The organism is Psychrobacter sp. CMS30 (assembly GCF_904846565.1).
GTDB classification, from domain to species: domain Bacteria; phylum Pseudomonadota; class Gammaproteobacteria; order Pseudomonadales; family Moraxellaceae; genus Psychrobacter; species Psychrobacter maritimus.
On record NZ_CAJHBF010000006.1, the window covers coordinates 89,752 to 102,672 of the forward strand.

Here is a 12,921-nt window from a genome sequence, read left to right on the forward strand (position 1 = left end):
ATTTATTCAACAATAAAAGGAATATTCTCATGGCACATTTAATCGAATCAATGGCATACGTCGGCGAAACCCCTTGGCATGGCTTAGGGCAAGAATTATCACCCAAGCAGCCTATCGAGATCTGGGCAAAGCAAGCGGGTATGGATTGGCGTATTGAATCATCGGATGTCAGCTACATGGCAAACAATGACAAAGGGCATAACCTGATTCTGCCCTTTGCAGAGCAGAAGGTTTTATACCGTAGCGATAACTTCGAGCCGCTATCGGTGGTCAGTCAGCGCTATCAAGAAGTACAGCCCCGTGAGATTTTAGAATTCTATCGTGATCTTACCGAGCAGTCTGACTTTGAATTGGAAACCGCAGGCGTACTTAAGGGAGGGCGTAAGCTATGGGCATTGGCCCGTACAGGCCAGTCAGCAACGCTTAAGGGGAAAGATGTCAGTAATGGCTATCTTTTACTTGCAACGGCTTGTGACGGCACGCTTGCGACCACCGCACAGTTCACATCGATCCGTGTGGTTTGCAATAATACCCTAGCCATTAGCTTAGCTAACGGAAGCGGCGGCGTGGTGAAAGTACCGCACTCTACGTCCTTTGATGCAGACAAGGTCAAGCAGCAATTAGGCGTCTCGGTGAAGCAATGGGATGAACATAGCTATGAGATGAAGCAGTTATCAGAGCGCCGTGTGACCCAAGCAGAAGCCGCCAACTATCTAAGCCGTGTATTCAACGATCAGGACAATGACATCATTCTGTTTAACAGTGCTAAGAAAGAGAAAGACGCCGTGCCCAATGCTAAAGCCATGAATCAGGTCATGAACATGTTTAACGGTCAAGGTCGCGGAGCCGATCTAGATGCGGCCAAAGATACTGCTTACGGTCTGCTGTGCAGTATTACGGAATACGTCGATCACGAACGTAGGGCGATGTCGAGAGACCATCGATTAGACGGCGCTTGGTTTGGCTCTGGCGCTAAGCTTAAACAAAAGGGTTTAGAGGAATCCTTACTGATGCTGGCCTAATTATCGACGTTTAAAATCTGACCATACAATCAACCACGCCTTCGAGCGTGGTTTTTTTATGTCGTCTTTTTAATAAACAGTATTAACCAATAACCAATCTAACGAAGGAGCTCATCATGAACACAATCGCTCTAAACCATATCGCTCAGCTAAGACAAACCAAGCGTGCAACCGTTAAGGTGAAAGCGCCTATAACCACCGCTCAATCAACCACCGCTAAACGTCTGGTCAATACCAAAACCCTCAGTCATGAGGAATGGCTGAAAGTTCGTAAGCAAGGTATCGGTAGTAGTGATGCAGCAGCAGCCTGTGGTATCCATCCATATTTGTCGATGCTGGAATTATGGATGATTAAGACTGGTCGCCTGCATTCGCATCTAGATGATGGCATTGATGGCTACTCACCACTCTACTGGGGCAATACTTTGGAGCCGATGGTCGCTAAATATTATCAACAGCGCACAGGCAATAAAGTACGCCGTGTAAATGCGATCTTGCAGCATCCTGATCCTGACAATCACTTTATGCTGGCTAATTTAGATTACTCGGTGGTGGGGTCAGATGAAATACAGATTTTAGAGTGTAAAACCGCAGGGGAACATGGCGCTAAGCTGTGGAAGCATGGCGTACCGCTATATGTGACTTGCCAAGTTCAGCATCAGCTGGCAGTCACTGGCAAACAGGCGGCTCACATCTGCGTGCTGCTATGTGGTCATGAAGCGAAGATTTATAAAGTTGAGCGTGATGAGCGCTTAATCCAGTCCATCATGGAGCATGAGCGTCTGTTCTGGCAATACGTGGAGACGGACACGCCACCAACCCCTGATCATTCAGAATCTGCTGCACGAGCCTTAAAGCTGCTTTATCCAACCCCTGAGCCCTCAAGCAAGGTTGATCTGCGGGAAGATGACGGAGCCAATAAGTTGTTTGAGCAACTGCTTAGCTACCGTAACGACATGCAAGAGTTAGAGCAGCGTCACGACCAAGTGAAGCATCAGCTGCAAAGCCTCATTCAAGATAATGAAATTGCGGTATTCGAGAAAGGCGCTATTTCTTGGAAGCGCTCGAAAGACAGCACCAGTCTTGATAGCAAATCACTAACCAAAGCGCATCCTGAATTGCTTGAGCAATTTAGCAAAACCCGCCCGGGCAGTCGTCGCTTTGTCATTCTTAACGATAACTAAGCCAGTGCTCAGTCATCAATCATAATCAAGAAATTACGCCACTCACTCACATAAGCGCATAACAGCCCACCCGTCATAGGTGGGCTTTTTTATGGCAAACTAAAACACATAAGGAATATCACCATGATTAAAGGTCTAACCATAACCCCCCCCAGTTCTAGGTCGTATCAGCATTGGACGTGTCATTCAAAAGGACGGCAAACGTTTACCTGCTAAAGACGATCAATTCACCATCACCAGCCAAGTGCAGAATAAAGACGGCTGGATCAATCATCCCCTCGATGCAAAGCTACGCGCAAATAATGACGGTAAATTGAGGCAAATTCCCGTTCGTATGCTGTTTAATAATCCTGAATTAAACCTACGAGCTGAGTACACGCTATTTGATAGACAAACGGGTAGACCGTTATGTGTGGGTGACGGTGAGCAGTGCCAACGCCGCACAAACAAGGGTGTTGAGCAACTGCCATGTCCATCCCCTGATCGTTGCCCATTAGCGCAAGGCGGGGCTTGTAAGCCCTATGGCAGACTCTACGTCAATCTGTCTGAAGACGATGAGCTGGGCACGTTTATCTTTCGCACCACCGGCTTTAATAGCATTCGCACGCTTGCAGCAAGGCTGAGCTATTTTGCAGCAGTATCCGGTAATAAGCTGTCATGTCTACCGCTGCAATTAACACTAAGAGGTAAAAGCACCACACAAAGCTATCGAACGCCGATTTACTTTGTGGATCTGACATTGCGTGATGGGGTAACGCTTAAAGATGCGGTACAACATGCTGGAGCGATTGATCGTGAGCTTAGCGAACATGGCTTTGATCAAGCCGCATTGGAGGAAGCGGCTAAGGGTGGTTATAGCAATTCGTGCTTTGAGGTTGATAGTGATGGATTGTTAGACGTGGCTGAAGAGTTTTATCCAATCGAGACGGAGGATGTGAGCAGTACTCAGCAAGGGAATTATCAGAATGGGTTAGGCACTCAGAACGTGAGCAGCATTGAGCAAGGCTTACGAAAAAGCGTGACAGCAGTGAGCTAAAACCATCGAGCTAGAGATGCGACATAAGAAGGAGCTGATCATTCGGCTCCTTCTTTTATTGTTTCATACAAGGCCAGTCGCTGGACGACATGGGATGCCGTAAAAAAATATGGGACTCCGTAACTGTATGAGAAGAAAGATTCTCATTAATTTACAAAGGAGATAATCATGCAATTATTAAATGTGAACACACAACAAAACGTATCAACAGCTAGCACTTTACAGATACCTCGCATGATACCGCTCAAGCAGGTAATGCATTATACAGCGCTTAGCAGTACTACGATTTATGAGATGGTCAATAAAAAATCTGATCGTTACGACCCAACATTCCCTGTTCAAGTAAAGCTATCAAAGGGACGTGTAGCATGGGTAGAAAGCGAAGTGGCTGATTGGATTGAAAGTAAGATGGCTGCGCGGATTCACTGATCAAGGATAGAAAACAAGGCGCGTAGTGCGGCTTGTTTTTTTGCCTCCTTTTTGATCCAGTAATTTAGTAGCATGCTATATGCAATGTAGCTTTAATTAGACATATATAAAGGTTAGATACAGACTATAGCTATGGATTTAAGAAAAGAAATAGCGTTGAATATTTCTACAGCGCTATCTAGAATCTTGTCAGATAAGATCACTAGACAGACTATCAGATGGATGCAAAACTTTGATACTGCATTAAATATGGGCTATCTCAAAAACTTATGGGATGATGTTTGCTATCAGCGCCAAACAGAAAAGTCTTTTTCATGGAGTTACTACGACGATATGATTTTATCGTTTGTAGCAGCCCAGCTCAAAGAGCTAAGCAACTATGAGGTTAATGGTATTTGATTGCAAACTGACGCAATCTACGATCAGCTAGATCATATGCAATCCAACGGGATGACTACAGCTAGCGCATACCCAGAAATTAACTTGCTTTGCTATATAAGTGATATAGCAAGATATGTGATAAATGAGTATATTTATAGGCAGGCAGATAGGTGGCAAAACGATAAACTCAAACAGCTACTAGGCTATTTTTGAAACACTTTAGATATCTTAACCTAGCTACATTTAGCTATCCTTAGCTGTTTTTAGCTATCCTTAGCGCTTTGCAAGATACCAAGACCAACCTTCAGAAACGACTAAACTGAACCGCCCCGACTTTATCGGAAGTTGATTTACTTGAGCTAGGCAGCTTCACCTAACAGATTAAGATTATTACAATACCCCTTTTCAAACTCAAAGGGTCACACATAACCAATCGTACTATGCAAACGGGTTTTATTGAACCAATCCACCCATTCAAAGGTTGCCAGTTCAACATCATTTACACCGTCCCAGCTCTGCTTTAAATAATGAAACACCTCAGATTTATAAATCCTATTAATCGTCTTAGCCAATGCATTGTTGCATGAATCACCATTGGTGCCCACAGACGCAATAATGTTCGATTCGGCAATTTTATTGGTGTAGCAGATGGATAAGCACTGAACCCCTCGATCACTGTGATGAATCACCTCCTTAGGCTTATTTCTGTCTGCTATCGCCTGATTTACCGCTGCTATATCGGTGTTCATACGACTAGATACTTTCCAGCCGACAATTACTCGTGTAAATACATTAATGATAAAAGCAGTATATACCTAGCCGCTCAATGTCTTGTAAGCCATAATGTCTCATTAATCGCTCAACAGTACATCGAGCAACCTCTAAACCGTTCGCTTGCATCTGCTGCCAAACCTTACGCACTCATAACGGCATTTACTGTCCAGCCAGATACCGCTGATTTCACTGATGTAGAAATCGACATGCCACTGACGCTGTGAACACTTTTCTGGGTTGTCGCTTAAATCTTTAGCGCGATAGTAAGCTGATGGGGCAATCGGTAGTACTCGGCAGATTGGCTCGATCCCGTAATTGTTTTTATGGTCATCAATAAAGTCGACCATTACTTGGGTGTACGGCCCGTCTCTGCCTGGGCGAAAAAAGTAGCAGCCTTGTGTATAATTTCACTGGCTTGCTTAAGCTCTCTATTTTCGCACTAGAGATCCTTAATACGTTGCTCTTGGCTTTGAGCTTGTACTGAGGCAGGAATGGTTTGTTGTATGTGCTTCTTATGCCATGATCGTAGGGCTTCATATGTACAGCCAATCTTTGACGTTATGGCTTGAATGGCTGACCATGTAGAGGGGTAGTCGCTCGACGCTTCAATCCGCATGCGAACAGCACGTTCTTTAATCTCATGAGTGTAGGTTTGTCTTTTCATTGTCGTATTCTCTAAGAATTTTTAGTCTCCGACAATCCCGAGTCGGTTCAGTCTAGCCAAAGACACAACTTACATCGTAATAACATATTAGCGGACTTAACAATAGCTCAGCAACACTTTAAACATTCGTTGTACAGACAGCCCAATTGTGTCTCTCTATATTAGATATGTCAGCTTGAAGTTTAATAATTGCTGATAGCCTATTTATCAATAAAAAAAATAAAAGATGAATGAGCATAGTATTGGTATAAAGACAATGAAGCACAAACTCATAAATGGAAAAGGAAAACCATAATGGACAATCAAAATGTGAACGAAAAAAGTATGGATGAACAGTATAAAAACAATCAAAAAATGGATAATGATATGAATAACCAAACACTAAAAGGCGAATGGAACCAACTCAAAGGTTCAGTAAAACAAAAGTGGGCAGATTTAACAGATGACGATCTAACCCATATCGAAGGTGACCGTGACAAATTGGTTGGCCGTATCCAAGAGCGATATGGTCATTCACAAGAAGATGCTGAACGAGATGTAGATGAGTGGCGTAATCAAAATAAATATTGATTATTGTATCTTCAATAATCATACCCTGAAAATGTAAAAAGCCCGTGACTATGGTCACGGGCTTTTTTAGTCAGTTTAGTTAGGACTTGATCCTTTAGCTGTGTGTTATTGATGCTTCATCGTGGCTTACTACGATGCTTAGGATAACATTGTAAATTGATAGATTTTTGCGTAAATCAACGTGCTAATAAATACACCTAATCCGCTCAGCCATATCATGTATGCATGAGAAGTTGACCACTCGACTTTCCATATGATTTTACTTTCTACGCTTAGCCACTCTGTAATACTGATGCCAAGTGTCAACCAAAATGCACCTACTAGATAACCGCCCAGTACATCGCTTAGATAATGCTGGTTCAATACAACTCTGCTCAATCCGATCAAGAGGATAAAAAGAATCGCTATTGTAAATATACGAATTTTTTGAGCAAAATCTTGGTTGAATCGAATCAGTAGGTAAGCGATAAATCCATATAACGCCATAGCGGTCGTCGCATGACCACTTGGAAACGAATAAGTTTGCACAACTAATAAGCTATTAGCAGGCCTTTCACGCTGAAATAAATATTTCAACAAAGAAGTAAATGCAGTGCTGCCTAAAGTAGCAATCAATAACCCTACTATTATATAGCGTTGCTGCTTTACCCAGCAATTCACAGCAACAAACAAAACGACCAAAACGGCAATAGGGGTAGACGCAAAGCTGGTTATCAGGACGAAAAAACCAACAACGTCGGCATCGCGTAGTAAGCTCATCTGCGCCGATATAAAATAATCGATGGAAACAATAGAATTCAACGTAGCCACAGCTTCAGCCAATGCAATGAATAACACCAGCATGCAACCTATCACTACCCATAGAAATGTCAGTGACAGCCCATAAAAATCCCGTAAATCAAACCGCCGAGACATTATCACATCCAGCTTGGGATACTTATCTCTGAATTGAATGATATGTTTATTTTTTGCAAGGTTCCGTTTTGTCCTCACCCAACAGCGGATTGCTTGAGTAAAAAGATGCTGACCATAACGAATAACCACATACTGAAAAACCAATAGAACAGAGATAACCAGAAAAATCAGAAGACCTAAGGCGAACAATGGCTGATTTTCTGATATTAAAGATATCATTATTGAACCTTTTCCGAGAGTATTCTGAACCCTGAATAATTACTTTCTAGTTAAAGCTCTGGATAGAACTTCTGTTTAAGTCACTAAGTCTTAGTTAGTAAACGATATTGAGTGATGCTACACTCAACAATGAAGTGATCTAGTTGTAAAGATATGATGATCTTAACCTATTAGGCATAGCTGTCTGTCTCAAGTAAATCAACCACCGATATAGTCAGAGCGATTCAAGCTGATCACAACCTTACAGAAACCCTTTAATCTTTAATGGATTAGACCTCTTGCATAAGTCATCGCTAGCGCCTGTAGCTTCGTCAGTTGAAGTCAATGAACTGGTACTTTTGCAAGAGGTCTATTGTGCATTTTCTGATACTTACTGCACTCCATCTGCTGGTGTTTGATCTAAGTTCGAGTTATTTTCATTGACAGTAACCGTATCATCAGCCTTCTGATCATTTTCTACACTGCCATTACTAGAATAGTACGCTGTACCCCCCGCACCTTCTACATCCTCTGTGGAAGCAGGGGCTTGATCTTCAGCCTCGGTTGCTGTTTGCACAGGTGTCATTTCGCTAGATTCTGTATTAGGAGCTGGCTCTTCTGTTTCACTGCTGCAAGCGCTGAGACCAAAGAAACTCACTAAAAACATTATCCATAATTTATTTTGAAGCGACTTAGTAGGTACTGATGTTTTCATTTTAATATCCTTATTATAATTAAGATCGAAATATTTAAAAAAACTCTAGGAAACCATCATACAGTCATTGAGCTGAGCCAATTTAAGTACTAACGCAGACCATTTACTCTTTTTATCATTTATTGCTGTCATTCTTTTATGAAACCAAAATAACGCTCAACTAACAAGTTAAACCTAACAGACAAATTTAATGTTTTCACGTGGTGAAAGGTAAGAGTTTGTTAGCTTGTGTGCCATATATTTTTTTAAAGAACATATGGTTCTTATAAATACCTAGGATTTAAAGTCATAGTACAATCGCCATTTGGGGATATGGGAAAGCCATTTCCAATTCTCCACATGGCACTATAAATTTAGCTATACGGTGTATACCAAGGAAAAACAAAATGGATTGGATAAGTATTTTTATTTATGACACTACATGGGCTTTTGCGGCAGAAATAGTCATACGTACCACCATTATGTTTTGCTTGATCATTTTGTTATTACGAAGTACAGGCAAGCGCGGTATCCGCCAACTTTCAATTTTCGAATTAACTATAATTTTGGCACTTGGCTCTATCGCTGGTGATCCAATGTTTACAGAGGATCTGCCACTTATCCAAGCGGTGCTCATCATGAGCCTTGTCCTTTTTCTCTATAGACTTTTTACGTGGTTCAGCACAAAACATAAGCTTTTTGAGCTGTTATTAGAAGGCAAACCTACTTATATCGTAGAAAATGGCATGTTAATAATGGAAGATGTCAAGAAAGGTAAAATGTCGCACGATGAGTTCTTTAGCGAGATGCGCCAACAAGGCGTGCGTCACTTAGGACAAGTGGAAGTAGGATTGCTCGAAACAGATGGTGAGTTTAGTGTATTGTTATTTCCACACGAGGACACACAGTATGGACTACCCATTTTTCCTAAAGAGTTTCAGGCTACGAAAGCCATAAAGGATGGTCAGCTCTATGCTTGTATGCATTGCGGTTATGTCGAATGTATTTCAGCGCCAAATGAAGAATGCAATCGTTGCCATCATTCAAGAGGATGGGCTAAAGCTTTAAATAATAAGATTGTAAATTAGTCAGTATGGCGGTTTACCACCTCAATAATGCTCTTACAAATAAGACTATTGATGCTGCGTAGCTTTTGCTCAGGCGCGCCTTGACAGATGCTGCGAAAATCATAAAGCTCATCTTTATAACCAATGCAATAAAAAAACGTTCCGACAGGCTTCTCCTCCGTTTCAGAGCCTCCAGGCTTTAATAAACCTGTACAAGCGACATGCAAGTCGGCATCAAACATTGTCTTAGACTTATTAACCAGTTCTTTTGTTACCTCTAGTGATTCAGGCGTACACTCAGCAATTAATTGGCTTGATATATTTAACACGTTCTTTTTTATCGCAACGTCGTAACATACCAAGCCGCCCATTAATATATCGCCTGAATAAGGACTCATAGAAAAGCGATGCGCTAGATAGCCCGCGGTCGCACTTTCAATAAAAACTATGGTTAATTGCTTATCTGCCAACAACTTTGCACAGCTATTAGTCACAACGCCCTCCATATCAACATTAGAACAATCAAGGCTATTACAGTCCTTTCCTATTAAAAACTCAATTCATATCGTGATGAATTTGCGTAACAGTCTTTTTTAATTAGGTTTGCACTAGCAAAGGTAGAATAGGTAATAGTTTAGGTTCCGTGATCTGATTAGATTAGGGCATGCTATTTTTCTCGATAACCACTTTAAAGCATTTGGTTTGGTATTCTATTATGTCAATTATGACTGTGTCTGATGTCAGTATACTTTTTAGAACACCGCTAAATAATTATTAGTAACTATTGTTACAAATTACCTTTAATTTGAATCCGCTTTATTCCACTATAATAAGAAATCAGTCATCAACAAGATAAGGTAAATTAATGCATCAAATGAGTGAGTGGGTGCTGGCTATCATGGCAAAGTTTGGCTATGTCGGCATTTTATTCGCTATGTTTGCTGAAAATGTTTTTCCGCCTATACCATCTGAGCTTATTATGCCAGCAGCAGGTTTTTCGGCCGCTAGAGGTGATTTAAATATACTATTAATCATAGTAGCCGGTACGTTTGGTAGCGTCCTTGGTGCATTACCTCTTTATTATCTGGGAACTTTGTTCAATAAAGAACGCTTAATGGTATTTACTGAAAGGTACGGAAAATACGTATTTATTAAGTCTGAGGATGTTTCGTTGTCCAATGCGTGGTTCGATAAACATGGTAAGAAAGTGGTCTTTTTTGGCCGCATGGTACCTGGTATTCGTTCATTGATCTCCATCCCTGCGGGGATGAATAAGATGCCAATGGCCTCTTTTTTAGTATTAACGGCTTTGGGATCTAGCATTTGGACGACAATATTGGCCCTAGCAGGATTTTACTTAGGTAAAAATTATGAGGTCATTACGACTATGTTAGCGCCTTACTCCAAAGTTTTCTTATTGCTTGCCATAGTCATTATTATTGTTTGGTTTATTAAACGTCGACTGTCTGATCAGCATAGTAGTAATAATATTTAATACAAAACCGATTTATTTGACTTCCAAATTTTAATGGTTTTTTTAAATAAAACACAGCTACTGTAACCCTCAACCATCGCTACTCTTCACCTATGTTTTCTTCCCTATACTGAAATTATAAATACAGTAGATGGCACAACCCATCTGTCATAAAAAACACTCAAAGACAAAGGATAACATCATGAAAAACTTATCAACTCTAAGCAAATCTATCATTATGGTACTTAGTATTGCAGGTGTTAGCTCCGCTGCTATCGCTGTAGGGCAAAGCACCACTACAAGAACCGAAGTCAGTAAGGCTGTAGCAGCGGCACAAAGCAAGGTCAGTCTTGAGCAAGCCATTGTTATTGCTAAAAAAACCATTAAAGGTGATGTTGTTAGCGCTGACTTTGATCAAAATGACCATTCAGCAGGTGGCAATTACGAGGTTAAGACTATCGCTAATAATACTGAATATAAAGTAAAAATAGATGCCAATAGCGGTAAGGTTTTAAGCAATAAGCAAGAGAAACTTGATAAAGAAGATATAGCAGAATATAACGCGATGAAAAAGTCTAAGACCAGTTTGAACCAAGCAATACAAAAAGCGAACCAAAGTGTGAAAGGAAAAGTCATTGAAGCAGGGTTTGATATGGATTTTGGCAAACCTGCCTATAAGATTGAGATTATTAAAGGCACTCAAGTACATAAAGTGGTTGTCGATAGCATGACTGGTAAGATTATTCGTAGCCAAGTAGAAGCAGCTGATAATGATGATTAATATTACAGTAAGTCGAACTGATAAATAAGTTAACACCCATGTCTAATGATTTCTAAAAGGCTCTAAGCGCCATCCCCAGATCGCTTAGAGCCTTTTGGTTTAGCGCGGCCACTATAAAAATGTGTTAGTGCAGATTAGGATGGCTGTGATGATTACAGAAAATTGAATCAATAATATACTGTTGAAATTGCGCCTAAAACAAGTTGATTTAGCTATTTTGAGCCTCTCCTAAAGGGAATGTAACTGCTTATAATACACTAACAGGAGAATAAGCAATGACTACTCAATCTGACATTAAAAAACTGGCCGGGCAAATGGCTGGTAGCATGAATAGCTTTGATGACATCAAAGCTATTCAAAAGCAGCTCATACAATCCTTTATCGACACTATAAATAGTAGTAATGCTGAAGAGGGACTGGTTATCTTTAATAAAGGCGTATTTCACTAACTGTGATTTGCGAAGTACACGGTGGTCTCATTCGAGCATAGCTCTTATCTTGCGTCGGGGCGAAGCAGTGCTTCATTTCCTATTTCTATATTTAAGGTATCTCATTCATCCTGAGCTGCCTAGCTACTTTGCCGTCGCTGAAACATTTTAGTTGTTTTCTGCTATTTTTTTGATGGCTTCAGTCTTAAAAGTTACACTATAGGTTCTACAGTTTCTTCAGCATAGCTCACCCTTACCTGTGCGCCGTGCCATCACATCTGCAAAACGTTCAATACGTTTTAACTCTTTCCCTTCTCCCTCTATGGTAAAGCTGGCCTTACTTTCTCTCAGTGTCATCCATACGGAGGCGCGCATCAGTAAGTCTTGTCCAAACTCATCGTTAAGTTTGTCAACCATCGTGGCAATATCGAGTGCAGCGGCTTGCGTAAAGGCCTCTGTTTTCACCAGTTGAGGACAGAAATGACGGGTTCCTGCAAGATTGTCATTGATACGCCAACGAGCATTCTTTATGACATGCGCAGGGCTTGAAGTAACCTGCTTCTTAGCATCTAAAGCGTCCACATAGTTACCGCCTAAATTACTCGGTACTGCTAACTGCTGACCCATAAGCCATTCATACAAGAAAGCAATTCTACGGGCATAGCTGCCTGTGGGCTCAGCGTTTACCCATGCTTGTACGTCATTAGCCCCTATCTGCTCAAACAAACGAGTCAGTAACTCTAAACTCAGTACTTCATGACGCATGTGGAACTGTAAGTGCGCAACGATAGTGTCCAGTGGCCGCGCAGTTTCCTGATAAGCGTTATGGATGACATCACCGTCTTTATAGGTTTGCCTGCGCCCACCGATACTACTGCTGACATATAAAGGAGAAACCAGATTGATTCTGGCATCGCGGATAAGCCATGCTGCGCCAATAGGGTCTGACGTGTGGTTATTCATCATGAGTGGCTCAAGCGATTATAGATAAGCCATTTTGCAGAAAAGCGATTATGAATGCAACATAATGGTTATTATCAAGCTTTACTGCATTAAATCGATTTTTATATGACGTTGTGATACCTTTAGATAAAAATCAAAAGGCATATTAAGTGGATATAATGGATCGAAATTGAAGGTGGTAAATACCCCTCTTTTAACACAGCTACGTAGTAATAGAGTGCCTATTTCCGTAAATAACGCCTTCTTACGTCGCGTATAAATCCTTATAAATCAGCTATTTATAAAATAAAATATTGGCTATTCCCAATCAAATGGCCACCTATTCTTAAATTGATAAGCTC

At 41.1% G+C, this 12,921-nt stretch carries 13 protein-coding genes, 2 pseudogenes and 1 other annotated feature; of the genes and pseudogenes, 10 read left to right on the top strand and 5 right to left on the bottom strand.

The window, feature by feature from the left end; all coding sequences use genetic code 11:
* The first annotated feature begins 29 nt into the window (after nt 1-29).
* From JMX94_RS04845 to JMX94_RS04865, 5 genes and pseudogenes are all read left to right on the top strand, one after another.
* Entirely contained in the window at nt 30-1,022 is a 993-nt protein-coding gene (locus JMX94_RS04845; protein WP_201563717.1) for a DUF932 domain-containing protein, read from the top strand.
* 116 nt (nt 1,023-1,138) lie between these two features.
* Nucleotides 1,139-2,206: a YqaJ viral recombinase family protein gene (locus tag JMX94_RS04850; protein ID WP_201563719.1), complete on the top strand. Its 1,068-nt coding sequence runs from the start codon at nt 1,139-1,141 to the stop codon at nt 2,204-2,206.
* Between the two features lie 123 nt (nt 2,207-2,329).
* Nucleotides 2,330-3,242: pseudogene (locus tag JMX94_RS04855) on the top strand (hydrolase or metal-binding protein).
* 168 nt (nt 3,243-3,410) lie between these two features.
* Nucleotides 3,411-3,671, top strand: a complete 261-nt coding sequence (locus JMX94_RS04860) for an AlpA family transcriptional regulator (protein WP_201563721.1) — start codon at nt 3,411-3,413, stop codon at nt 3,669-3,671.
* A 132-nt stretch (nt 3,672-3,803) separates the two neighbouring features.
* Nucleotides 3,804-4,070, top strand: a complete 267-nt coding sequence (locus JMX94_RS04865; RefSeq protein WP_201563723.1) for a hypothetical protein — start codon at nt 3,804-3,806, stop codon at nt 4,068-4,070.
* A 401-nt stretch (nt 4,071-4,471) separates the two neighbouring features.
* On the opposite strand, the pseudogene JMX94_RS04870 reads toward JMX94_RS04865, so the two are convergent.
* A pseudogene (locus JMX94_RS04870) lies at nt 4,472-5,490 on the bottom strand (IS3 family transposase).
* Nucleotides 5,099-5,215, bottom strand: a sequence feature (AL1L pseudoknot). (Overlaps the previous pseudogene by 117 nt.)
* 366 nt (nt 5,491-5,856) lie before the next feature.
* On the opposite strand from JMX94_RS04870, the gene JMX94_RS04875 reads away from it, so the two are divergent.
* Nucleotides 5,857-6,060, top strand: a complete 204-nt coding sequence (locus JMX94_RS04875) for a CsbD family protein (RefSeq protein WP_041753802.1) — start codon at nt 5,857-5,859, stop codon at nt 6,058-6,060.
* A gap of 138 nt (nt 6,061-6,198) precedes the next feature.
* On the opposite strand, the gene JMX94_RS04880 is transcribed toward JMX94_RS04875, so the two are convergent.
* Nucleotides 6,199-7,194 carry a phosphatase PAP2 family protein gene (locus JMX94_RS04880; protein ID WP_201563725.1) on the bottom strand — a complete coding sequence of 332 codons (996 nt, stop codon included), beginning with the start codon at nt 7,192-7,194 and terminating at the stop codon, nt 6,199-6,201.
* 370 nt (nt 7,195-7,564) lie between these two features.
* Nucleotides 7,565-7,888 carry a hypothetical protein gene (locus tag JMX94_RS04885; RefSeq protein ID WP_201563728.1) on the bottom strand — a complete coding sequence of 108 codons (324 nt, stop codon included), beginning with the start codon at nt 7,886-7,888 and terminating at the stop codon, nt 7,565-7,567.
* 386 nt (nt 7,889-8,274) lie between these two features.
* On the opposite strand from JMX94_RS04885, the gene JMX94_RS04890 reads away from it, so the two are divergent.
* Nucleotides 8,275-8,955: a DUF421 domain-containing protein gene (locus JMX94_RS04890; RefSeq protein ID WP_201563730.1), complete on the top strand. Its 681-nt coding sequence runs from the start codon at nt 8,275-8,277 to the stop codon at nt 8,953-8,955.
* Here the strand turns inward: JMX94_RS04890 and JMX94_RS04895 are convergent.
* Complete coding sequence (locus tag JMX94_RS04895) at nt 8,952-9,428, bottom strand: CinA family protein (RefSeq protein WP_227673518.1); 477 nt, start codon at nt 9,426-9,428, stop codon at nt 8,952-8,954. The genes JMX94_RS04890 and JMX94_RS04895 overlap by 4 nt on opposite strands.
* 371 nt (nt 9,429-9,799) lie before the next feature.
* Here JMX94_RS04895 and JMX94_RS04900 point away from each other — a divergent pair, with 371 nt between their 5' ends.
* The 3 genes from JMX94_RS04900 (at nt 9,800) to JMX94_RS04910 (ending at nt 11,638) form a co-directional block, all read left to right on the top strand.
* Entirely contained in the window at nt 9,800-10,429 is a 630-nt protein-coding gene (locus JMX94_RS04900; RefSeq protein WP_201563734.1) for a DedA family protein, read from the top strand.
* 181 nt (nt 10,430-10,610) lie between these two features.
* A complete protein-coding gene (locus JMX94_RS04905; protein ID WP_201563736.1) occupies nt 10,611-11,189 on the top strand; it encodes a PepSY domain-containing protein in 579 nt (192 codons plus the stop codon).
* A gap of 275 nt (nt 11,190-11,464) precedes the next feature.
* Nucleotides 11,465-11,638, top strand: coding sequence for a hypothetical protein (locus JMX94_RS04910; RefSeq protein ID WP_201563738.1), 174 nt, complete (start codon nt 11,465-11,467; stop codon nt 11,636-11,638).
* 216 nt (nt 11,639-11,854) lie between these two features.
* On the opposite strand, the gene JMX94_RS04915 is transcribed toward JMX94_RS04910, so the two are convergent.
* Complete coding sequence (locus tag JMX94_RS04915; RefSeq protein WP_227673519.1) at nt 11,855-12,583, bottom strand: hypothetical protein; 729 nt, start codon at nt 12,581-12,583, stop codon at nt 11,855-11,857.
* Between the last annotated feature and the right edge of the window lie 338 nt (nt 12,584-12,921).

Excerpts from the sequence above, each read along its gene's own strand:
- JMX94_RS04845 (WP_201563717.1), top strand. The coding sequence starts at position 30 with ATGGCACATTTAATCGAATCAATGGCATACGTCGGCGAAACCCCTTGG.
- JMX94_RS04850 (WP_201563719.1), top strand. The coding sequence starts at position 1,139 with ATGAACACAATCGCTCTAAACCATATCGCTCAGCTAAGACAAACCAAG.
- JMX94_RS04860 (WP_201563721.1), top strand. The coding sequence starts at position 3,411 with ATGCAATTATTAAATGTGAACACACAACAAAACGTATCAACAGCTAGC.
- JMX94_RS04865 (WP_201563723.1), top strand. The coding sequence starts at position 3,804 with ATGGATTTAAGAAAAGAAATAGCGTTGAATATTTCTACAGCGCTATCT.
- JMX94_RS04875 (WP_041753802.1), top strand. The coding sequence starts at position 5,857 with ATGAATAACCAAACACTAAAAGGCGAATGGAACCAACTCAAAGGTTCA.
- JMX94_RS04880 (WP_201563725.1), bottom strand. The coding sequence starts at position 7,194 with ATGATATCTTTAATATCAGAAAATCAGCCATTGTTCGCCTTAGGTCTT.
- JMX94_RS04885 (WP_201563728.1), bottom strand. The coding sequence starts at position 7,888 with ATGAAAACATCAGTACCTACTAAGTCGCTTCAAAATAAATTATGGATA.
- JMX94_RS04890 (WP_201563730.1), top strand. The coding sequence starts at position 8,275 with ATGGATTGGATAAGTATTTTTATTTATGACACTACATGGGCTTTTGCG.
- JMX94_RS04900 (WP_201563734.1), top strand. The coding sequence starts at position 9,800 with ATGCATCAAATGAGTGAGTGGGTGCTGGCTATCATGGCAAAGTTTGGC.
- JMX94_RS04905 (WP_201563736.1), top strand. The coding sequence starts at position 10,611 with ATGAAAAACTTATCAACTCTAAGCAAATCTATCATTATGGTACTTAGT.
- JMX94_RS04910 (WP_201563738.1), top strand. The coding sequence starts at position 11,465 with ATGACTACTCAATCTGACATTAAAAAACTGGCCGGGCAAATGGCTGGT.
- JMX94_RS04915 (WP_227673519.1), bottom strand. The coding sequence starts at position 12,583 with ATGATGAATAACCACACGTCAGACCCTATTGGCGCAGCATGGCTTATC.